Annotated in this window: 21 protein-coding genes; 15 read left to right on the plus strand and 6 right to left on the minus strand. The window is 73.4% G+C overall.

The features are described 5' to 3' along the window. Positions 1-46: 46 nt before the first annotated feature. From PS271_RS25755 to PS271_RS25775, 5 genes are all read left to right on the plus strand, one after another. Positions 47-634, plus strand: coding sequence for a hypothetical protein (locus PS271_RS25755; protein WP_398385019.1), 588 nt, complete (start codon positions 47-49; stop codon positions 632-634). A gap of 108 nt (positions 635-742) precedes the next feature. Then, entirely contained in the window at positions 743-2,149 is a 1,407-nt protein-coding gene (locus tag PS271_RS25760; protein ID WP_398385021.1) for an MFS transporter, read from the plus strand. Positions 2,150-2,696: 547 nt separating this feature from the next. Continuing rightward, on the plus strand, positions 2,697-3,767 hold the full coding sequence (locus PS271_RS25765) for a hypothetical protein (protein WP_398385023.1): 1,071 nt from the start codon (positions 2,697-2,699) through the stop codon (positions 3,765-3,767). Between the two features lie 449 nt (positions 3,768-4,216). Beyond that, entirely contained in the window at positions 4,217-5,287 is a 1,071-nt protein-coding gene (locus PS271_RS25770; protein WP_398385024.1) for a hypothetical protein, read from the plus strand. 135 nt (positions 5,288-5,422) lie between these two features. Then, on the plus strand, positions 5,423-7,219 hold the full coding sequence (locus tag PS271_RS25775; RefSeq protein ID WP_398385026.1) for a prolyl oligopeptidase family serine peptidase: 1,797 nt from the start codon (positions 5,423-5,425) through the stop codon (positions 7,217-7,219). 284 nt (positions 7,220-7,503) lie between these two features. Here PS271_RS25775 and PS271_RS25780 read toward each other — a convergent pair whose 3' ends face one another. From PS271_RS25780 to PS271_RS25790, 3 genes are all read right to left on the minus strand, one after another. Further along, entirely contained in the window at positions 7,504-8,256 is a 753-nt protein-coding gene (locus PS271_RS25780) for an RraA family protein (RefSeq protein ID WP_398385028.1), read from the minus strand. 80 nt (positions 8,257-8,336) lie between these two features. Beyond that, positions 8,337-8,648 carry an AzlD domain-containing protein gene (locus PS271_RS25785; protein ID WP_398385030.1) on the minus strand — a complete coding sequence of 104 codons (312 nt, stop codon included), beginning with the start codon at positions 8,646-8,648 and terminating at the stop codon, positions 8,337-8,339. Further along, the gene (locus PS271_RS25790; protein ID WP_398385031.1) at positions 8,645-9,367 is read right to left on the minus strand and encodes an AzlC family ABC transporter permease; all 723 of its coding nucleotides are present in this window, start codon (positions 9,365-9,367) and stop codon (positions 8,645-8,647) included. The genes PS271_RS25785 and PS271_RS25790 overlap by 4 nt, the downstream gene beginning before the upstream one ends. A 121-nt stretch (positions 9,368-9,488) precedes the next feature. On the opposite strand from PS271_RS25790, the gene PS271_RS25795 reads away from it, so the two are divergent. The 5 genes from PS271_RS25795 (at position 9,489) to PS271_RS25815 (ending at position 13,775) form a co-directional block, all read left to right on the plus strand. Beyond that, on the plus strand, positions 9,489-10,019 hold the full coding sequence (locus tag PS271_RS25795) for a CGNR zinc finger domain-containing protein (RefSeq protein ID WP_398385033.1): 531 nt from the start codon (positions 9,489-9,491) through the stop codon (positions 10,017-10,019). 116 nt (positions 10,020-10,135) lie between these two features. Further along, a complete protein-coding gene (locus PS271_RS25800) occupies positions 10,136-11,089 on the plus strand; it encodes an ABC transporter ATP-binding protein (RefSeq protein WP_398385035.1) in 954 nt (317 codons plus the stop codon). Beyond that, complete coding sequence (locus PS271_RS25805) at positions 11,086-12,063, plus strand: ABC-2 membrane transporter-related protein (RefSeq protein ID WP_398385037.1); 978 nt, start codon at positions 11,086-11,088, stop codon at positions 12,061-12,063. Before PS271_RS25800 ends, PS271_RS25805 begins: the two co-directional genes overlap by 4 nt. A 51-nt stretch (positions 12,064-12,114) precedes the next feature. Beyond that, on the plus strand, positions 12,115-12,501 hold the full coding sequence (locus tag PS271_RS25810) for a GntR family transcriptional regulator (protein WP_398385039.1): 387 nt from the start codon (positions 12,115-12,117) through the stop codon (positions 12,499-12,501). A gap of 74 nt (positions 12,502-12,575) precedes the next feature. Further along, entirely contained in the window at positions 12,576-13,775 is a 1,200-nt protein-coding gene (locus PS271_RS25815) for a hypothetical protein (protein WP_398385040.1), read from the plus strand. A gap of 27 nt (positions 13,776-13,802) precedes the next feature. Here the strand turns inward: PS271_RS25815 and PS271_RS25820 are convergent, their stop codons facing one another. Next, a complete protein-coding gene (locus tag PS271_RS25820) occupies positions 13,803-14,636 on the minus strand; it encodes an SAM-dependent methyltransferase (RefSeq protein WP_398385041.1) in 834 nt (277 codons plus the stop codon). Positions 14,637-14,813: 177 nt separating this feature from the next. Between PS271_RS25820 and PS271_RS25825 the strand changes: the two genes are divergently transcribed. The 4 genes from PS271_RS25825 to PS271_RS25840 all read left to right on the plus strand — a co-directional run bounded on the left by PS271_RS25825 (position 14,814) and on the right by PS271_RS25840 (position 17,912). Further along, entirely contained in the window at positions 14,814-15,428 is a 615-nt protein-coding gene (locus PS271_RS25825) for an RNA polymerase sigma factor (protein WP_398385043.1), read from the plus strand. Next, positions 15,428-16,096, plus strand: a complete 669-nt coding sequence (locus tag PS271_RS25830; RefSeq protein WP_398385044.1) for a hypothetical protein — start codon at positions 15,428-15,430, stop codon at positions 16,094-16,096. The genes PS271_RS25825 and PS271_RS25830 overlap by 1 nt, the downstream gene beginning before the upstream one ends. Before the next feature lie 110 nt (positions 16,097-16,206). After that, on the plus strand, positions 16,207-16,755 hold the full coding sequence (locus PS271_RS25835; RefSeq protein WP_398385045.1) for a cupin domain-containing protein: 549 nt from the start codon (positions 16,207-16,209) through the stop codon (positions 16,753-16,755). After that, entirely contained in the window at positions 16,752-17,912 is a 1,161-nt protein-coding gene (locus PS271_RS25840) for a serine hydrolase domain-containing protein (RefSeq protein ID WP_398385046.1), read from the plus strand. The genes PS271_RS25835 and PS271_RS25840 overlap by 4 nt, the downstream gene beginning before the upstream one ends. Before the next feature lie 17 nt (positions 17,913-17,929). On the opposite strand, the gene PS271_RS25845 is transcribed toward PS271_RS25840, so the two are convergent. Further along, on the minus strand, positions 17,930-18,739 hold the full coding sequence (locus tag PS271_RS25845; RefSeq protein WP_398385047.1) for an ABC transporter ATP-binding protein: 810 nt from the start codon (positions 18,737-18,739) through the stop codon (positions 17,930-17,932). A gap of 178 nt (positions 18,740-18,917) precedes the next feature. Between PS271_RS25845 and PS271_RS25850 the strand changes: the two genes are divergently transcribed. After that, positions 18,918-19,913, plus strand: coding sequence for an ABC transporter substrate-binding protein (locus PS271_RS25850; protein ID WP_398385049.1), 996 nt, complete (start codon positions 18,918-18,920; stop codon positions 19,911-19,913). 49 nt (positions 19,914-19,962) lie between these two features. On the opposite strand, the gene PS271_RS25855 is transcribed toward PS271_RS25850, so the two are convergent. After that, the gene (locus PS271_RS25855) at positions 19,963-21,093 is read right to left on the minus strand and encodes an amidohydrolase (protein ID WP_398385050.1); all 1,131 of its coding nucleotides are present in this window, start codon (positions 21,091-21,093) and stop codon (positions 19,963-19,965) included.

Below are 21,093 nucleotides of genomic sequence, written 5' to 3' on the forward strand. Positions count from 1 at the left end.
GGAGGGCCCCGCGCCCCGCGCGGAGCACGCCCCGCATGATGGGCCCGTGAAGCAGCAAACCGCACGTCGTAGCCTCTGGGCACCACCCACGTTCCTCACCGCCGTCGGCGCCCTGATTGCGGAGGCGGCCGCCACGGTCGTCGCTCTGGTCCTCTGGGCGTGGGTCCAGCCCGCCGCACCCGTCACGGACACGCTCTCGCCCTCCGAAGACGACAGCGGAATCTTCGGCATCGTGTTCCTCCCGTTCTTCCTGGCCCTCTGGGCCCTCGTGGCCGCCGCCCTCGCCGCCGTCCTCGTCCTCCCCACCGCCGCGCTGGCCCGCCGCACGGCGGCACCGCTGCCCCTCCTCGCCCTGCCCGTCGCCGCTGCCGCCGTGCTGGCCGTGCTCCTGATGTCGGGCCACCTCGGCGCCCTCGCCGAGCAGCCGGCGGCATGCCTGTACGGGTGGCTGGGGACGGCCGCCGCCCTCGTCCCCGCCGGCCTGCTGACCCTGGCCGCGGACCGCCGCGCCGCCACGGCCCGGAACCCCTGGCGGCTGCCGCTGCGGCTGCTGGGAGGCAGCTGCCTCGTCCCGGCCGCCGGCCTGCTCCTCGTGGTCGCGGGAGCCGTGGCGTACCGGGCCGTCACAAGCTGACAAACCCTCAGCCGTCCTGATGTGACGCCTACATCACACCGACAACCCCCGGGGGAACGCTGTATGCTCGCGTGAGTTGGAAAAGCCAACTCACTAGCGAGGAGAGCGATGACTCAGACTGCCGCCGGACAGGCGGTCAGCGTGCCGAAGCCCGCCTTCGGGCCGGTGTTCGCCGTCGTTGTGGCCGGGGTTGCGATGTCTAACCTCGACATGTTCATCGTCAACGTCGCGCTGCCCGACATCGGCACTCAGTTCTCCGGGTCCTCCCTGGCATCGCTGTCGTGGATCCTCAACGCCTACGCGGTGGTCTTCGCCGCCCTGCTCGTGCCGGCGGGCAGCCTCGCCGACCGCACGAGCCCCCGCAACGCGTACCTGCTGGGCATCGCGGTGTTCACCGTCGCCTCCGCCCTGTGCGCCGTCGCGCCCGGCGTCTGGCTCCTGGTCGCGGCCCGCGTGATCCAGGCGATCGGCGCGGCCATGCTCATCCCGTCCTCCCTGGGCCTGCTGCTCGCCGCGGCGCCGCCGGAGAAGAGGATTCCCGCCGTGCGCGGCTGGACCGCGATCAGCGGCCTCGCCGCCGCGCTCGGCCCCGTGATCGGCGGACTGCTCACGCAGCTCGACTGGCGCTGGGTCTTCCTCGTCAACCTGCCGATCGGCGTCTTCGCCCTTCTCCTGGGCGCCCGGGTGCTGCCGCGCATCGCCGCCCGCCCCGCCGCCGCGCGGCTGGACCTGACGGGCGCCGTCCTGCTCACGCTCGGCATCGCGGTCCTCGCGCTGGGCCTGGTCAAGAGCGAGGACTGGGGCTGGACTTCGCTCAAGGTGGTCCTCTCCCTGGCGGCCGCCGTCGTCCTCCTGGCCGCGTTCTTCGTGAGCTCGGCCCGGCACCCCTCGCCCGTCCTCCCGCTGGGCCTGCTGAGGATCCCCGGGGTCGGCCCGGCCACCTTCGCGAACCTCCTGTTCGCGGTCTCCTTCGGCGCCATGCTGCTCTCGGCCGTGCTCTGGTGCCAGAACGTGTGGCACTGGTCGCCGCTGAAGACGGGCCTCGCCATCGCGCCGGGACCGGTCCTCGTGCCCGCCTTCGCGATGGGCGTGGGCCCCGTCATCAAGAGGTTCGGCGCGGCGGCGGTCTCCGCGGTCGGCAGCGTCCTCTTCGGCGCCGGCATCGGCTGGTGGGTCTACCGCCTCGACACCGCCCACGAGTACGCCTCGGGCCTCCTCCCGGGCATGCTGCTCACCGGCGTCGGGGTCGGCATGGTCGTCCCGACCCTGGTCGGTGCCGCCGTGTCCGCGCTGCCCCCGCAGAGCTTCTCCACGGGCTCGGCGGTCGTCACGATGGCCCGTCAGGTCGGCTCCGTGCTCGGCGTGGCCCTGCTGGTCGCCTTCATCGGCGCGCCGGCGGGCGCGGACGCCGCCGTGACGGCCTTCGACCACGGCTGGGACTTCGTCCTCGTCGCCACGGCCCTGGCCGCCGTCGCCTGCCTGTTCATCCCGCGCCCCAAGAAGCCAGCCGCGTAATGCCCTGACGCTCACAGGACAACCGCGGCATACGAGCCGGGCGGTCCGCGCGCAGACACCCCCGACTGCGCGCGACCGCCCGGCACTCTTGTGCCCGGAATCCATGATCCGGCAGCGGAGGTGATTCACATCACAGTGGGGTGGAGGCGAGGATTCCGGCCTGTGACGTCGAGTGGGGGTCCCGTCACCCTGCGGATCATGGCCGAAAGTGTGCGGCGGAGGGGTTTCCGGTGTGCCTCAGGGGCTCCTGAGCCTCCCCCCGGTCGGGGGTGGGCGGGCCGCGGGGGGTGCGGTAGAAGTGAGGGGTGAGAAGGGCATACGGTCCGTTTGCCGGTCCGTCAGGCGCCCCGGACCTCGGATTTCGTGGATTTATCTACCGTGAGACGCCCACAGAGCCGGTCAAGCGTCACCAGGTGCGCGAAACGGACAGGGGCACCGTTCAAACCGGCATATGTTCCGGCCATTACCCCCCGGCATATTGCGCGGGGTTCGCCGGGTGCTGTTTTCTTGCGGCCAGGTAATCAGCCACCTGGGGGTATCGCCGATTATGGCAATCAAGATCAACCCGGCGCGATTCAGTCAGTTCGGCCCGGCCGACGGAAGCATCTTCTGCCTGATCACCAATCAGGAGATGGTGCAGGAATTCGAAATCGTCAGGGACGCCCCCTACGCGGAGTACCGGACGATCATCCTGAAGCCCGGCGACGACTTCGAGAAGATGCTCGCCGATGAAACGGTTCCGCAGAATTCGCACTCGCTGGTGATCTCGCCCTACCGGTTCTTCGAGTCCCCGTCCGAGGAAGCGCTCGGCCCGCGCCGCAAGCTGATGGGCATGGCGTGCAACTCGACGCCGACGGACCTCGGCATCATCCGGCACTTCCTGGGCGTCATCGAGCGCACCTCCGCCCGGGAGCAGGCCGAGTTCAGCGACCGCTTCTTCGAGCTCGCGGAATCCACCGACCACCTGGTGTACGTCGACGAGCGGCACGGCACCCGCGCCGTCCTCGACCACCTCGCGGACGACCTGGTCTGGAACCAGCAGGCCGGCCCCCTCGAATGGGGCGAGCAGCAGATCGTGCCCTCGGGCGAAATCAGCGTCCTGCCCATGCAGATCGTCGAGTTCGACGACTCGCTGCACCTGCCGCTCGAAGGCAGCATCGCCTTCCGCGGCTTCCCGATCCTGCACAACGGCACGCCCTCGTTCCTCCGCAAGGACCAGGCCCGCCTCCAGGGCAAGCTGGCCGGGCTGGAGCACGAGGCGGTCGTCGCCGAGGTGCAGAAGGGAGCGATCACCTCGCTCCGCCCGTTCCGCCCCGCTGGCGCCCCGGTCGCCGATGTCTTCGAGGCGATGTTCGAGATCGACTCCCGCTACACCCTGGTCTGGGAGATCGGTCACGCCCTCAACACCAGCCTGGACATCGTCCGGGGCAACCACGCGATGAACGAGGTCTACGGCGGCGACCGGGGCTGCCTGCACTGGGGGCTGGGGCTCACCCCCTTCACCCAGTACCACCTCGACATCATCTCGCCCGACACCACCGTCTACACCGAGAGCGGTGAAGTGGTGCTCGGCAACAAGGGCGGCGCCCCGAGCGTCCGCATCGCACCGGCCGCCTGAGCGGCGGCCCGCGGCGGACGCGGCGGGAGCGCGAAATCCATGACGACGGGAGGTGATTCCCCATGAAGAAGACCATCAAGGTGCGCAAGAACAGCAACTACCTCGGGACCCTGCTGGGCTAATAGCCCGGTACCCGGCCGGATCCGAGCCAATGGAGGGTGGTGAGTTCCCGTGAAGAAGACCATCAAGGTCCGTAAGAACAGCAACTACCTGGGGACCCTGCTGGGCTAATAGCCCCGCATCCCATCCGGAAACCATGGCCATTGGCGGGAGGTGAGTTCCCATGAAGAAGACCATCAAGGTCCGTAAGAACAGCAACTACCTCGGGACCCTGCTGGGCTGAACCCGGGTGACGGGCTGAATTCACAGCCCTGGTGCGAGGCGGGTCGAGGTGCTGACTCGACCCGCCTCGCCGACACGCAACACGCATATCTGGGAGTGGTGTCGCGATGATTATTGTCCGCCCCGAGGCCTACCGCCAGTATCCGGTCGGCCGCACGAACTTCATACTGGTCCTCGAAAAGGCGCTCGCCGGGTTCTTCCGCCTCGACGGCGGAGACCGCTACGAGCGGAGCGCCGTCGTGGCGGCCGAGCCCGGCCGCACCCTGGGCCACATCCTGCGCACCGACGTGCCGGACAACTGCGACGTCCTCGTGATTGCCACCGCCGACACCCTGCTCACCGCCCCGGCCGCCGACATCGGGCCCGGCCGTACCGTCGCCGCCGTCCGCGCCGGCCAGGGCCCGCTCGCCCTCGACCAAGTGGGCACCGTCCTGACGGCCCTGGAGAAGACCGACCCCGCCGACGTGCAAGCCCGCGCCGACCGGCTCACCGCCGCCCTCGCCGCCTCCGGCGGGCTCCAGCTCACCGAGGCGCTCACCGGCTCCGTCGCCGAGCTCACCTACGACAAGCCGACCTGGTCGCGCACCGACGCCGGCCTCTTCCAGCCGGGCGCCGTGCGGACCGCACCCACCGGCCGGCTGCGCCTGGCCACCGACGTGACCGGCACCGCGCTCTCCGGGCAGATCACCGTCAAGGGCTGGCCCGTCGTCCGCGCCCGCAGCGCGAGCGCCGACCGCCGGCACGAGATCTACGACCAGCTGACCGGGCTCTCGCACTACCCGCTCGTGCTCACCGTGGACAACGGCGCGGTCACCGACCTCAAGGCCGCCGCCACCGGCTCCGGCACCGCCGCCGCCGCACTCGAGCGGCTCTTCGCCGAGCACGGGGACCACGCGCTGGTCTCCGGCATCGAGTTCGGCCTGAGCAGCGGCACGCAGCCGCTGCCCTTCAACACCGAGGCCAACTCGGCGGCCGCCGGCAAGGCCGCGGCCTCCGCCCACATCGTCCTGGGCGCCCTGCCGCAGACCCCGTACCAGCTCACGCTGGCCTGCTCCACCAGCACGGTCACGGCCCCCGGCGCCACCGAGGCCCTCGCCGGCGCCGGCACGGAGACCGGCGGCGAGCGGCCCCGGCGCCGCATGAACCGGGTCACCTCGGCGAGCTGCGGCTGCCACTGACGCACGAGCCACCCCGCACGGGCGGCCGGTGCCGCCCGCCGGCCGCCCCGGCCCGACGCCGGCGGCGGCCGGTCGCTGCGCGTGCGCGAGGGGCGGGGGCGCACACCCCAGCGAGCCACGGGAGGAACTCCCTCGATGACCACGACCGCACCCCGGCACCACCTCGCCGACGGACCCGTCTGGGAACGGCGCTTCCGCGCCCCCCGCCACACCCTCCCGGCCTGGGCCAAGAGCGCGCCCGACCGCTGCGTCTTCGTCAGCGACCTCTCCGGCATCGCCCAGGTGCACGCCTGGGACCGCGCGGCCGGCACCCTCCGCCGCGTCACCGACCGCCCCGCCGGCACCCAGCAGTGCGCGATCGAGGCCTCCGGGGAAGCGGTCTGGTGGTTCGACGACGGCGACGGCGACGAATACGGCCGCTGGATGCGCCAGCCCTTCACCGGCGGCCCCGACACCCCGGCCGCCCCCTCCACCGGGCGCTACTGGCCCTCGGGCCTGGCCGTCGGCCTCGACGGGCACTTCCTGCTCGGCTGCTCGACCGAGGAGGGCGCCGCCGTCCACCTCGTCCTGCCCGGCGGCGCGGCCCGTCCCCTCTACCGGCACGACGAACCGGCCTACGCCGTCGACCTCTCCCGCTCCCTCGACCTGGCCGTCATCGCGCACAGCGAGCGCGGCGACCTCTGGGACCTCGGCGTGCGCGTCCTCACCACCGGCGACGGCACCACCGTGGCCGAGCTGGCCGACGACGAAGGCGGCCTGGAAGCCGTCGGCTTCTCGCCCGTGCGCGGCGACCCGCGGCTGCTGCTGACGCACCAGCGCGACGACCGCTGGGAGCCCGTCCTCTTCGACCCGCGCACCGGCGAGCGCACCGAGCTGCGCCTCGGCCTGCCCGGCGACGTCTCCGTCCAGTGGTTCCAGGACGCCGGCTCGCTGCTCGTCGTCCACGACCACGAGGCCCGCTCCACCCTCCACCGCTACGACCTGGGCAGCGGGCGGCTGGAGCGCATCGGCACCCCGGCCGGCGTCATCGCCCACGCGCGGACCCGGCCCGGCGGCGACGCCTGGCTGCTGTGGTCGAGCTCGGCCCGCCCGCCGGAGTTCCGCGGCCTGCTGGAGGACCCGCAACTGCCGCTGCCGGACCAGCCGCCGCCCCCGGCCGCCGACGCCCGCGACCTGTGGGTGGACGGCCCCGGCGGCCGCATCCACGCCCTGCTGAACACGCCCGCGGGCCCGGGCCCGCACCCCGCGGTCTTCCTGCTGCACGGCGGCCCCGACGAACAGGACGAGGACGCCTTCGACCCGGCCGTCGCCGCCTGGACCGACCACGGCTTCGCCGTCGTGCGCGTCAACTACCGCGGCTCCACGGGCTACGGGCGCGAGTGGACCGAGGCGCTGCGGCGCCGCGTCGGCCTCACCGAGCTGGAGGACGTGGCCGCCGTCCGGCAGTGGACGGTCGACCACGGCATGGCCGACCCGCGCCGCCTGGTCATATCCGGCTGGTCGTGGGGCGGCTACCTCACGCTGCTCGCGCTCGGCACCCGGCCGGGGGAGTGGGCGCTGGGGCTCGCCGGCGCACCGGTCGCCGACTGCGCGGCCGCGCACCACGGCGCGATGGAGGAGATCAAGGCGCTCGACCGCAGCCTCTTCGGTGGCACGCCGGACGAAGTGCCCGAGCGCTACCGGGAGTCCTCGCCGCTGACCTACGTCGACGCCGTCCGTGCGCCGGTGCTCATCCTCGCGGGCGAGAACGACGCCCGCTGCCCCGTCGACCAGGTGAAGGACTACGCCGAGCGACTCGCGCGGCGCGGCGTCCCGTACGGGCTGCACGTGCACGAGGGGGGCCACAGCGTGACCGGCGTGGAGGAGCGCGTGGCGCTGTTCCGCCGGCAGCTGGAGTTCGCGCGGACCCATCTGCCGCCTGCCGGGCCGTAGCCCGTCCGGCGAGCCGCCCCCGGCCGGGCCGGGGGCACGGCGCAGCGGGCCCTGGTCCGGCCCCCGGCGGCGGGGGTCCACCGGGAACCGGGCCGGAGCCCGCTGTGCCTGCACCGATCTCGACGGCATGAGGATGAGGAGACCTCCTTGAACGGTTCCGTGAACGGACTCGCCGTGCTCGCGTTCTCGTCGCGCCTCCGGGACGGGATTCCTGAGCCCCACCCCTGGTCCCGCCGGCACCTGCTGCTGCGGCGGGGCCTTCCCTCGTACGTCCCCGGGCCCGCCTACTCCAGCGCTCCGTCGACCTGGGCCAGATGGGAGCGGAACGCATAGCCGGGGTCGGTGCGGCGCCGCTCCAGGAAGCGGTCCCAGCGGAGCTGCTCGCGCAGGCTGACGCCCCGCAGGGCCAGTTCGGCCTGGGACCGCTCGGCCCGGACGATCCGCGCGGCGAGGGCGCTCACCCCGTCGCGGGCCGCGGCCGGGAGGAACACCACGCCGTCGGAGTCGGCCGCCACGCCGTCGCCGTCCCGCGCGGCGATCCGGGGGAGGGCTGGCGGCGCGGGGCGGCCGGGGCCGAGCCGGGGCGAGGCCGGACAGGGGCCGAGGCTGAACACCGGCAGGCCGATGGCGGCCAGTTCGTCGCTGTCGCGGTGACAGCCCCACACCACGATGCCCGCGATGCCGGCCTGAAGGGCCTCGATGGCGACGAGGTCGCCCACGCAGGCCTCGTCCATACGGCCGGAGTTGTCGATGAGGAGGACGTCGCCCGGGGCCGCCGCGTCCATCCCGGCGAGGATCGAGACCACTCCCTCGGTGTGCTGGACGCGGCGCACCGGCCCGGCGCAGCGCATGCCCGCCGCGACCGGCGCGAGCGGCAGGGGCGGCAGTTCGATCGCGGCCCCCAGGCGGACGCCCGCATCCCACAGGGCCGTGGTGGGCAGGGGCGCCGCGGCGGGCAGCGGTGCCGGGGTGCCGGCGGCCGTGCCGTCCGGTGCGGCCGTGGTGCCTGTGCGATCGAGGGGCGGAGTGGGTGCCATGGGTGCCTCCTTCCGGTCGGGGAGCGGGGAACGGCCCGAAAGGACCGCGGGCCGGCTGCGGGGGCTGCCCGCGGGCCCGGTCAGCCGGTCACCAGCCGGGTGAGGGCCGTGGCCGCGGCACCGAGCACCACCACGAGCAGGGTGGGCCACTTGCGCCAGACGCCGAAGGCGCCCACGACGAGCCCCACGGCGCGGGCGTCGATGACGAGCGACTTGCCGTGGCCGAACATCTGGGTGGCGATCAGCGCGGCCAGCAGGGTGGGCGCCATGAGCGTGACGACGCGCTGCATGGCCGCGGGCAGTTCCTCACCGCCCAGCAGGACGGGGCCGGTCGCCTTGAGCGCCATGGAGACGGCCCCGACGAGGAGCACGGCGAGCCAGAGTCCGGTCATTTCCTCAGTCCCAGCAGGCAGGCGGCGGTGGCGGCGATGAGCGGTACGCCCGGGGAGGCGAAGGGGACCAGCGCCAGGGCGATGGCCACGCCCAGGATCGAGGCGGCGAGCGCCTTGCGGCTGGTGATCTGGCCCTTGAGGAGGGCGATGAACAGGACGGGCGAGACGACGTCGAGCCCGAAGCGCTCGGGGTCTCCCAGGTAATGGGCGCCGAGGAGGCCGACGGCGGTGCCGCCGACCCAGGCCACGTAGACGAGGACGCCGGCGCCGAGCAGCCGGCCGCGCGAGTAGCGGCCGTTGCCGATGTGACCGACGGCCCAGGACTCGTCCACCACGAGCTGGGCGGAGAGGAAGCGCTTGGCGACGCCGCCGGTCATGGCCGGGGCCACGCTGATCCCGATGGGCAGATAGCGGGAGTTGAGCAGGACGGCCGCGACGATCGCCGCGGCGACCCCGCCCCCGGTGCCCAGCACGGAGGCGGCGGCGAACTGCGCGGACCCGGCGAACGTGGTCAGCGACATCACCACCGGGGCCAGCACGCCCATGCCCGCCGCGCGGGCCACGATGCCGAAGGAGACCGCGAAGCCGAAGACCGCGACGGCGAGGGGCACCGCGGCCCGCAGACCGTAGAGTGCCTCCTCCCGGAATCCGGCGGCGGGGGCGGGTGTTTCCAGCGATGGCGCCGACCCCTCGGCGGGTAATGCCTCTTGAGAGTCCATCGACGTCCTCCGCGGACATGCGGGCAACAGGAAACAGCGCCGCCGTACGTGATGCGGTGGCGACTACGAGCAGCAATAGTACGGAGTCATGGTGAGGTTTACTAGTTACTCAGACGGTTCGGTGACCCTGGCTGAGGACCTGGTCAATACCTTCAACATCGTGCGCAATGTGGAGAAGATGCCCGATGTTGCGGCGTTGTCCGCCCTGCTCGACGCCCATGGCATCCGGCCGCCCGCCGCCCCGACCGAGGCGGACCTCGCCGCGGCGCGCGAGCTCCGGCCCGTGCTGCGCGAGGTCTTCGGCGCCCCGGACGCGGCGACCGCCGTCTCCCTGCTCAACGGCGTCCTCGCCGGCCGCGGCGCCGTCCCGCACTACACCGACCACGACGGCTCCTGGCACCTGCACGTCGCCGCACCCGGCGCCCCCCTCATCGACCAGTACGCGGTCAACGCCGCCATGGGGCTGCTCACCGTGGTCACCACGAGCGGCGTGGAGCGGCTCCACGTGTGCGTGGGCAACCGCTGCGCCGAGGTCTTCGTGGACACCTCCCGCAATCTGTCGCGGCGCTTCTGCTCGCCGCAGATCTGCGGCAACCGCGCGACGGCGGCCGCCCACCGGGCCCGCCGGAAGGCCACGGGCGTGACGCCGTAGAGCCATGCCTGACCTATTTGCCCCCTTCTGAACCGGATATTGACAGCGCAGGGGTGTTCTATATGCTCATTCCACTAGCTGACTAGTGAATTAGCAGGTGGGGCAGGTGGGGTGGGATGACTTCAGCCGACGGCGCGAGCCGCTGGGCCGTCGAGGCGCGCGGTCTGGGCAAGTGCTTCCGGCGGCGCCGGGCCGTCCAGGACTTCTCCGTACGGATCCCGGCCGGCGCGGTCTGCGGGCTCGTCGGCCCCAACGGCGCCGGCAAGAGCACGCTGCTGGGCATGGCCGCACGGATCATCCGGCCGACGGAGGGGAGCCTGCGGATCTTCGGCTCGCCCGTCGCCGACCCGGCGGGCCTCGCCGACACCGCCTTCCTCGCCCAGGACAAGCCGCTCTTCCCGCGGTTCACCGTCGAGGAGACCCTGCGCCTGGGCCGCGAGCTGAACCCGCGCTGGGACCAGGAGGCGGCCGAGCGGATCGTACGGTCCGGGAAGCTGCCCCTCGGCGCCCGCGTCGGCAGCCTCTCCGGCGGCCAGCGCGCCCGCGTGGCGCTCGCGCTGGCCTTCGGCAAGCGCCCCCGCCTCCTGCTCCTCGACGAACCCATGGCGGAGCTCGACCCGCTCGCCGCCCACGAGATCGGCGGCCTCCTGCTGGCCGAGGCGGCCGAACAGGGCACCACCGTCGTGATGTCCTCCCACCGGCCGGCCGACGTGGCGACCATGTGCGACCACCTCGTCGCCGTCGGCGGCGGCCGGGTCCGCCTCGCCGGCGAGATCGACGAACTGCTCGCCGCCCACCGGCTGGTGACCGGCGTGCACCTCACCGAGGGCGTCCCCGCGGAGATCGCCCGGCACACCGTCGTCGAATCCCGCACCACGGGCCGCCAGTTCACCGCCCTCATCCGGCCCCGCGGCCCCGTCGAAGGCGACTGGAAGACCGTGGAACCCGCCCTGGAAGAGGTGCTGCTGGGCTACATGCGCTCGCCCGCCGCGCCCCCCTTGCTCACCGCCGCGGCCCGCGTCGACGGCCCGCACAGCCAGGAACAGGAAGACGAAGAGGTGACGGCATGAGCACCGCCGTACGGGAACCCCTCGCAGCTCCGGCCGGCAAGCAGCCGCCCCGCATCCTGCGTGGCCTGCCCTGGCTGGTCTGGCGGCAGCACCGGGCGGCCTTCGCGGCCGTCCTGCTGCTGACCGCGGCGGGCTGCGTGCACATGCTCTGGCAGCGCCACGCGACGCTCGGCTGGCTCAGAACCGCCCGCACGCACGGCGCCGTGGACCTGGTGCAGGCCTCCGGCCAGGCGTACGGCGAGGCCTTCCAGAACGCCACCTGGATGATGTCGCTGGTGCCCGTCATCGCGGGCGTCCTCCTCGGCGCCCCGCTGATCGCCGGGGACCGCGAGCGCGGCACCGTGCAGCTGGTCACCACCCAGTCGGTCACCCGCGGCCGCTGGCTCGCCGTCAAGCTCGGCACGGCGGCGCTGATCACCGTCGTGTGCGCGGCGGCGCTCTCGGCCGCCTTCACCTCTTGGTGGGAACCCGCGCACGACCTCTTCAACGCCGGCGACTGGAGCGCGGGCGACATCTTCGACAACACCGGCCCCGTGCCCGTCGCGCTGGCGCTGCTCCACTTCGCCGTGGGCGCCGCACTCGGCATGTTCCTGCGCCGCACCGTGCCCGCCATGGTGCTCGCCCTCGGGTTCTCCTTCGCCTGGGAGGTCCTGGCCGGCCCGCTCCGGCGGGTCTTCACGGAGCCGCGCGTGCTCGTCAACCCGGTCGAGGAGGGACAACCCGGGCTGCCCGGAGGCGCGGTGCGGTTCGACAACTGGACCGTCGACGCGCACGGCGGGCTCCACGGCTTCGGCGAGTGCTTCAACGGCACCCCCGCGGACTGCAGGGCCAGGGGCATCGTCGCCGAGCGCCTGGAATACTTCGGGTACGACCAGATGCCCGGCATGCAGTGGACCTACGCGGCTCTCGTGCTGGCAGCGGCCCTCGCGATCCTCGCCCTCACCCTGTGGTGGGGCCGGCGGCGCCCGCTGTGAACCGCGCCGCACGGTCGCCGCACGCAGAGACGGGATGAGGGGGGCCGCACCATGGTCGAGTTCAGAATCGACCGGCAGAGCGGCATGGCCGCCTACCTCCAGATCGTCCAGCAGGTGCAGGAGGCGCTGCGCCTCGGCATCCTCGCCGCCGGGGACCAGCTCCCCACCGCCGCCCGCGTCGCCGCCGTCACCAAGCTGAACCCGAACACGACGCTCAAGGCCTACCGCGAGCTCGAACACCTCGGGCTCGTCGAGGCCCGGCCGGGGGTCGGCACCTTCGTGAGCGCCTCCCCGGCGCGGCCCCGCGCCCTCGCCGACTCCCCGCTGCGCGGCGAGCTCGCGGACTGGATGGGCCGGGCCCGCCGGGAGGGCCTCGACTGGACGGACGTCTCCGCCCTGATCACGGCCGCCCGCGCGGAGCACTATCCCGCCGTGTGACGGCCCGCCCCCTCCGCACCAGTCCCACCGCGTACCCACGTCCGTACGCCCGCGACGAAATGGCATGACCGCCCATGACGGCTCTCGTACCCGACTCCTCCACCGCCGGCCCCGGCGCGATACCGGCCCCGCCGGAGCCGTCGGCACGGCAGCGAGCGAAACGTATCTTCCGGTTCCTGCTGCCCGCGTGCGCCGTCTACGCGGTCACCACCGTGCTCCACCTGCTGATCCTGGCCGCCATGAGCGACGCGGACGGCCCGAGCCTGCGCGAGCGCCTGCTGGCCTGGGACGGCAACCTCTACGTGAGCATCGCCGAACACGGCTACCCGCACGGCTACTCCTACGCCGGCGACGGCACCCTCACCGGCAACAACCTCGCGTTCTTCCCGCTGTTCCCCATGCTGATCCGCGCCGTCCACGCCGTCACCGGCCTCGGCTGGGGCACCTCCGGCATCGTCGCGGCCCACCTCGGGCTGCTCGCCGCACTGATCGCCGTGCACCGCCTGCTCGCCGCGCTCCACGGGACCCGCACCGCCCTCGTCGCGATCGTGCTGCTCGCCGGGGCGCAGCCGATGTCCCTGTCCTTCCTCATGTCCTACAGCGAGTCCCTCTTCCTCGCCCTGGCCGCCGGCACGCTCCTGGCCGCCCACCGCAAGGCCTGGCTCACCGCCGGCACCCTGGCCCTGCTCACCGGCCTCACCCGGCCGGCCGCCGCGGCCGTGGTCGCCGCCCTCGCCGTCGCCGCCGGACTGCACCTGCTGCGCGAACGCCGCCTGAGCCCGCGGCCCCTGGCGGCCGTCGCCCTCGGCTGCCTCGGCACGCCCCTCTACCTGTGGTGGGTCGGGCAGCGCGTCGGCGACCTCGGCGCCTGGTTCCGCATCCAGGAGGCCGGCTGGGGCACCCACTGGGACAACGGGGCCGCCTTCCTCGACTTCCTCGGCGAGACCCTGCGCCGGGGCGACGGCTGGGTGCCGGTGAGCACCGCCGTGCTCCTCCTCGCCCTCCTCTGCGCCACCGTCCTCACCTGGCACCGCGGCACCTGGCCGCCGCTGCTCGTGTACGGCACGGGCATCGTGGTCCTCACCCTGGCCCAGAGCAACTACTCCCACTCCAAACTGCGGCTCCTCATACCCGCCGTCCTCTTCCTCGTCCCCGCGGCCCGCGCCCTGGCCGCCGCCCGCACCCGCACGGCCGTGACGGTGCTGTGCGCGGCGACCCTGTTCGGCTGCTGGTACGGCGCGTTCATGCTCACGGTGTGGAAGTACGCGATATAGGCGGGGCGCGGGAACCGGCGGCAGCCGCTACGGCTTGAAGGCCACCGCCGCGTAGCAGACCGCCTCCGCCGCCGTCGGCCGGTCCGCCTCACCGGGCACGTCCGGCCCGCCGGGGCGCCAGCGGTGGGCGAGGGTGATGCCCGGCTCCGCCAGCTTCCAGCCGTCGAAGAACCGGCGGAACTCGGCCTCGCTGCGCAGCTGGAGCGGCGTCCCGGCCCGCGCGTAGATGTCCATGATCCGGCCCGCCGCCGGCGGGGAGAAGTCGGAGGTGCCGTGCGTGACGACGAGCGCGCTGCCGCTGGGCAGCGCCGCCTTGAGACGCTCGACGACCGCGTGCGCGCGGTCCCGGCCGTCGTCGGGGATGAAGTGCAGCAGGGCGTTGAGGGTCAGGGCCACCGGCCGGCCGAGGTCGAGCGTCGCGAGCAGCTCCGGCGCCCGCAGCACGCTGCCGGGGTCGGTGACGTCGGCCTCCACGTACGCCGTGCGGCCCTCGGGGCGGCCGCGCAGCAGCGCGGCGGCGTGGGCGAGGACGATCGGGTCGTTGTCGGTGTAGACGACGCGGGCCGAGGGGACGATCTCCTGCACGGTCTCGTGCAGGTTGGGCGAGGTGGGGATGCCCGTGCCGATGTCGAGGAACTGGGTCAGGCCCTCGCGCGCGAGGTGCCCCGCGGCCCGGTGCAGGAACGCCCGGTTCATCCGGGCCGCCTCCCCGGCCGACGGGAAGACGGCGAGGACCTGACCGGCGGCCTCGCGGTCGGCGGCGAAGTTCGTCCGCCCGCCCAGGAACCAGTCGTAGATGCGGGCCGAGTGGGCCCGGTCCAGCCGGAGGTCGACCACGGGCTCCTCGCGGGCCTCGCCCATCTTCTCTGCCTCCCCTTCGCGTTACGGCTGCCCCATACCTGTCCCCGGCCACGGGCGGGAAACCGCACCGAAGCGGAGGGCCGGACTATTTGCGGGGTTACGGCACGGCGGAGCCTGCTTTTCCGGTTCATTGGAAGCACGCAGAAGAAGCAGCGGGACACACGACGAGAGGCGCCCATGACGGACAGCGGTCGGACGCCCGCGCCCCCCGGGACCGCACTCCCGGCCGAGCGCCGGATGGAGATCGCCTTCATGGCCTTCCGCGAACTGCACGAACGAAAATGGGGCGCCTACGCCTTCCTGCACACCGGGGACGCCGAGGCCGCCGCGGACATCACGGAGGCCGCCTTCGACCGGCTGTGCGTCCAGTGGCCGCACGCCCTGCGCCGGCCCTCCGCCGACTCCTACGCCTGGTCGCTTCTCAAGGAGCACGTCGCCGGCCGGCTGGCCCGGCACCGCCGCGACACGGCGCTGGCGACGGCCGCCTTCCACCGCGCGGCGCACGCCCCGGGCCCGGACCGCGCGGAGCGGTTCCGCCTCCTGGAGAGCCGCATCGCGCTGTACGCGGCGATAGCCCGGCTGCCCGAGCGGCAGTGCGACGCCCTCGTCCTCCACCTGGTGATCGGCTACAGCGTGGGCCAGGTCGCGGACCTGCTGGGCGTCGACCGGGCGGCCGTGCGCTCCCTCATCGGCCACGCCAAACGCAAGGTCTCCGCGGCCTTGTCCGCATTAGAGGTCCAGCACTCCGGATTATCCGGATCAGGAGTCCAGCACTCCGGCAGGGGGAAGTAATGCCGCACAGCCACGACACCGACGGTGACGTCATCGAAGCCGTGCTCACCTCGGACGCCCGCGCCATCGCCGTGGCGTTCGAGAGCCGGCGCCGGCCGGACCGCCGCAGGCCGGAGAGGGCCGCCCCGGCCGGCGGCCCCAGCGCCCGCGACGAGGCCGGGCACGAGCTCGACCTCGCCTGCGTGCTGGTGATCAACGCCGCCGAGGCGGCGGCCAGCCTCGAACGGTTCGCGGACGACCGGGGCATCGACCCCGAAGGCGCCCTCGTCTTCGCCTGCCTGCTGCACGTCGCCGGGCACACCGGGGCTGCCGAGTTCTGGTGGCAGTTCGCCGCCGGCGGCGGCAGCCGGACCGCCGCGTACTGCCTCCACCTCTCGCACCGCCGCAACGGAGAGTTCCGCGACGCCGCGTTCTGGCGCGCCCAGGCCGCCCACGACCCGCAGGAGCCGCCGCGGCCCGCGCCCCGGCCGGCCGGCCGCCGCAAGCTGCTGTCCGACGCGGCCCGCCACGAACTGCTCGTGCAGTGGCACAGCGGCCTGACGCCCCATCTGCCCGCCGCGCTGGAGAGCGTCGTCAACCGCCTCACGGTCGCCGGCGACGACGCGGACTTCGGCGAGGTGCCGCAGCCCGACCCCGGACTCGTGGAGCGGCTGTCCCGCGAGGTGTGACCCGTACGGGTGAGGGCAGGGGTGCCGCGCGGTCCGAACGGGAAATCTACGGAATGTCGGACGCCGTGGTTCCGCCACGCCGTGGAGCGCTGCCGGGAAGGACCGCCGCGATGACCCTGATCTCCGCCCAGGACGGTCTCGTCGTGCCACCCGGCGGGGGCCGCACCCTCGTCAGCCCGGCCCAGCAGGTCACCTTCAAGGTCACGGGGGAGCACTCGCGCGCGGCCTCCAGCTTCGAAGTCGTCGTCCCGCCCGGCTTCGACGTCGGTGCGCACCTGCACACCCGCAGCGAGGAGCTCTTCTACGTCCTGGAGGGCGAGCTGGACGTGCTCGCCTTCGAGCCGCTCGTGCGGACGCCGGACCACTGGCGGGAGTGGCGCTCGGCGGCCGGCCAGCGGTACGCACGGGCCACTCCGGGCACGGTGATCCTCGTCCCGCCGGGCTGCCCGCACGCCTTCGCCAACCCGACGTCGGAGCCGGTGCGGATGTTCTTCCAGGCCTCGCCGCCACCCGACCACGAGCGCTATTTCGAGGAGCTCTTCGAGATCCTGGAGGCGGGCCCGCCCGTCGATCTGGAGGCCATCGCGGAGCTGCGCGTCCGCTACGACATCGAGCAGATCACCCCGCTCCGGACGGCCGGGCCCGCGGCGGGATCGTGACGGGCCTGCGCGAGGTCCTCCGGCCGTACGTCAGCGGCGGTGCGCTGCCCGGCGCGGTGGCGCTGGTCGCGCGTGGCGACCGCACCGAAGCGGAAGCCATCGGCTCGGCCGGGGGCCCGGGCAGCGCGCCCCTCGCGCAGGACTCGCTGTTCCGCATCGCGTCGCTGACCAAGCCCCTGATCGCCGCGGCCGCCATGATGCTGATCGAGGACGGCCGGATGGCGCTGGGCGACCCGGTGAAGCAGTGGCTGCCGGAGCTCGCGTCGCCGGTGGTCGTCCGTACGCCGGGCGCGGCCGTCGACGACGTGGTCCCGGCCGCCCGCCCCATCACCGTCGACGACCTGCTCACCTTCCGTGCGGGCTACGGCTTCCCGGCCGACTTCTCGCTGCCGGCGGTCGTGCTCCTGCACCAGGAGGCGCACCGGCACCTCCTGGCCCCGCAGCAGGCCCCGGTGCCGGACGCGTGGCTGGCGGACCTGGCCCGCATCCCGATGCTGCACCAGCCGGGGGAGGCCTGGCTCTACCAGACCTGCTCCGACATCCTGGGCGTGCTCATCGCCAGGGTCGCGGGCCGCTCCCTGCCCGCCTTCCTGGCCGAGCGGCTCTTCGGGCCGCTGGGCATGGCCGACACGGGATTCTTCGTTCCGGCCGCGGACCTCGGCCGGTTCACGTCCCTCTACCGGCCCGCCCCGGAGGGCGGCGAGGGCGGCCCGGAGCCGGTGGACCCTCCTGACGGGGAGTGGAGCCGCCCGCCCGCGTTCCCGGCCGCGGGCGGCGGCCTCGTCTCCACCGCCGGGGACCTGCACGCCTTCGCCCGGATGCTCCTCGCGGGGGGCACCGCGCCCGGCGGGCAGCGGCTGCTGTCGCCCGTGGCGGTACGGCAGATGACCACCGACCACCTGACGCCGGCCCAGCGCGAGGGCGCCGCGCTGTTCCTGGAGGGGCAGGGCTGGGGGTTCGGCGGCTCGGTCGACATCACGGCGGCCGAGCCCTGGAACGTGCCCGGCCGCTACGGCTGGGTCGGCGGCACGGGGACGGCCGCGCACCTCGTGCCGTCGACCGGGCTGGTCGCGATCCTGCTCACGCAGGTGCTGATGACGGGGCCGACGCCGCCCGCCCTGATGCGGGACTTCTGGCGGTACGCGGCCGGATTCTGACGGACGGCGCGCCCGGCCTACGAGACGGCCGCGGCCGCGGTCGCCGCCACCGGCGCGCGGCGGGCCGGGACGACGACGGGGGAGCCGTCGGCGGGGGCCTCCAGGATGTCGGCCTCGATGCCGTAGAGCTCGCGCACGAGGGCGGTGTCGACGACGTCGCGCGGGGCGCCGTGGGCGACGACGCGGCCGTCCTTCATGGCGACGATGCCGTCGGCGTAGCGGGCGGCGCTCGCGAGGTCGTGCAGGACCATCACGACCGTGCGCCCGGCCAGGGCCACCTCGCGCACGAGGTCGAGGACCTCGACGGCGTGGCCGATGTCGAGGGCGCTGGTCGGCTCGTCGAGGAGGACGACCGGCGTCTCCTGGGCGAGGACCATCGCGAGCCAGCAGCGCTGGCGCTGGCCGCCGGAGAGCTGGTCGAGCCGGCGGTCGGCGAGGCCGTCGACGCCGGTGGCGCGCAGCGCCTCCGCCACGGCCCGCTCGTCGTCGCGCGACCACTGGCGGAACAGGCCCTGGTGCGGGTGGCGTCCGTAGCGCACGAGCCCGGCGACGGTGACGCCCTCGGGGGCCAGCGGTGCCTGGGGGAGGAGGGCGATGCGGTGTGCCGCCCGGCGCTGCTTCAGCTGCCAGATGTCGGCGTCGCCCGCGTACACCCGGCCCGACTCGGGCTGGTGGAGCCGGGCGACGGAGCGCAGCAGCGTGGACTTGCCGCAGCCGTTGGGCCCGACGATCGCGACGACCTGGCCGGAAGGGATCGTCAGGTCGACCCCTGCCACGGCGCGGTGGCCGGGGTAACCGGCGACGAGCTGTTCGACGCGGAGCTCCACGGGCGGGCCTTTCCAGAAGATCGCCGGTTCTTTTGTGGACCCTCCCGGGGGGAGAGCTTTAAGGTAAGGCTAACCTAATGTCTATTGCGGGTGGGTGCGAGGGGTTCCTCGTGCTTCCTGCCGTCCCTTTGTCCTTTCTTTTCCATCCCCCTCTTCTTCACCACGCCCGGAGCATTCGATGACCACACCCACCCGCCTCCTCCCCTTCGCCCCGCGCCGCGCGGTGCAGGTGCTCGCCGCTGTGGGGGCGGCCGCGCTGCTGGTCACCGGCTGTGGCTCCGACTCCGGCAAGGGCTCGGACAAGAAGTCGGACAACGCCTCCGAGGCGAGCGGCGGCACCCGTACGGTCAAGGACGCGACCGGCACCGCGGTGAAGGTCCCGGCCAACCCCAAGCGCATCGTGACGCTCACCCAGGAGGACCTGGACGCGGTGCTCGCGCTCGGCATCAAGCCGGTCGGCATCACCAACGGCCAGGGCCTGAGCAAGCCGCCGGCCTACCTCGCCGACAAGGTCAAGGACATCAACGTCGTCGGCAACCTGCTGCAGCCGGTGATGGACAAGGTCGTCGCCGCCAAGCCCGACCTCATCCTGGCCGGTGACATGCAGGACGAGCAGATGCTGAAGCAGCTGCGCGAGATCACGCCGGCCACGCTGGTCACCATGGCCCCGACCGATGACTGGAAGCTCTCCTTCCGGGGCATCGGCAACGCCCTGAACAAGATGAACGAGACCAACAAGGTCATCAGCGACTACGAGGCCAAGGCCAAGAAGGCCGGCGAGGGCCTGGGCGGCAACAAGGGCGCCGAGGTCAGCATCGTCCGCTGGAACCCGGACGGCCCCAGCTGGATGGAGAAGAAGCAGTTCGCCAGCGGCGTCGCCCTGGACATGGGCCTCAAGCGGCCCAAGAACCAGGACAAGGACGGCAACGCCCACACCCCGGCGCTCAGCCTGGAGAAGATCAACGAGATCGACGGCGACTGGCTGTTCCTGTCGACCCTCACCTCCGACGGTGAGAAGGCGCTGAAGGACGTCCAGGAGAAGCCGGCGTACAAGGACCTGAACGCGGTCAAGAAGAACCACGCCGTGACGGTGGACGGTTCGGTCTGGTCGACCCGCGGCGGCCCGATCGCGAGCGGCGTCGTCGTGGACGACATCGTGAAGGCGCTCAAGTAACGATTCTTCGTGGGGGACGGGCCGGAAGGCACGTCCCCCACGCGGCGCTTCAGCGGCGTGCTGCGGCGAAGTCCGCGGCCGTCCAGGCCATCCCGACCGCCCCGTCGAGGAGCGCTTGCTCGCCGCGGGGCGAAACCGCCGCGGCGGCGAACTCCGCCTCGTGCGGCCCGCAGACACCCCCGGTGATGTCGAGCACCGGATGGATCGACGGCACGGCGTGCGAGACGTTCCCCATGTCCGTGCAGGCGAACGCGTCCCGCTGGAGCGGCTCCGGCCGGCCCAGTGCGCGGGCGTTGTCCTGCCAGAGCGCGATGAGCTCCGCGTCGGTGCGGAAGTCGAGGTAGTCCGGCTCGGGGCGGGTCAGTTCGACCTCGCAGCCCGTGGCGAGGGCGCCCGCGCGGAAGCAGGCCTCGACGCGCTCGCGCAGCTCCCGCAGGTCCTCCGCGGCCGACGTGCGGATCTCGTACTCGGCCGTGGCCCGGTCGGGGATCAGGTTGGGCGCCGTGCCCGCGCCCGTCGTCACCCCGTGCACCTTCCACTGCGGCGGCAGCTGCTGGCGCAGCAGCCCGAGGGCGACCTGGGCGACGGTGAGCGCGTCGGCGGCGTTGCGGCCCTCGTGCGGGTTGAGGCTCGGGTGGGCGGCCTTGCCGGTGTACGCGACGGAGAGCGTGCCGAGCGCGAACGAGCGGAACTCGGCGACCTCGAACGGGCACGGGTGCACCATCATCGCGGCGTCGGCCCCGTCGAAGGCGCCCGCCTCCAGCATCAGCGCCTTGCCCGCGCCGCGCTCCTCGGCGGGCGTGCCCAGGACCCGTACGGTCAGGCCCAGTTCGTCCGCGTGCGGGGCGAGGGCGAGGGCCGCTCCGAGGCCGGCCGCGGCGATCAGGTTGTGGCCGCAGGCGTGCCCGAGGCCGGGCAGCGCGTCGTACTCGCAGACGACGGCCACCGTCACGGGCCCGCTGCCCGTGGTCGCGGCGAAGGCCGTGTCGAGGCCGTACGCGGGCGCGGTGACGTCGAAGCCGTGCCCGCGCAGGAAGTCGGCGCACCAGCCGGCGGCGCGGTGCTCGGCGAAGGCCGTCTCGGGGTGCGCGTGGATGCGCCGGCTCAGCGACAGGAGGTCGTCGCGGTGGGCGAGTACGCGCTCGCGCAGGTCTGCTTTGAGGCCTTCGGCCGCGGTCAT

The sequence above is a fragment of the Streptomyces sp. SCA2-17 genome, assembly GCF_044336695.1.